This is a genomic window from Macrococcoides caseolyticum (assembly GCF_002902665.1).
In the GTDB taxonomy this organism is placed as follows: Bacteria; Bacillota; Bacilli; order Staphylococcales; family Staphylococcaceae; genus Macrococcoides; species Macrococcoides caseolyticum.
Map to the genome: position 1 here is coordinate 1 of NZ_PPRM01000052.1, position 209 is coordinate 209.

The following is a 209-nucleotide window of genomic DNA, read 5'->3' on the forward strand; positions in this document are numbered from 1 at the left end:
TCAGGATTCACATCTCTCCCAGCAGGTCGTACAGCTAACGTTGAAGTACCAGAAAGCAGAGATCGCATTCAACAGTATGCACGACAAGTACTTGACGCTCGTATCAGAGATGCAGGGGATGAAACGCTACAACGAGACACTCAAACAGGAGATGCGCACGGTCATCAACGAAAATCGAACACTCAAGACCGAACTTCAGAAGACCATCC

General features: G+C 48.3%; 1 protein-coding gene. It reads left to right on the forward strand.

Features of this window, described 5'->3' with window-relative positions:
* Positions 1-209, forward strand: a 209-nt coding sequence (locus CD152_RS08015) for a hypothetical protein (RefSeq protein ID WP_169926177.1), incomplete at both ends; no start/stop codon positions are given.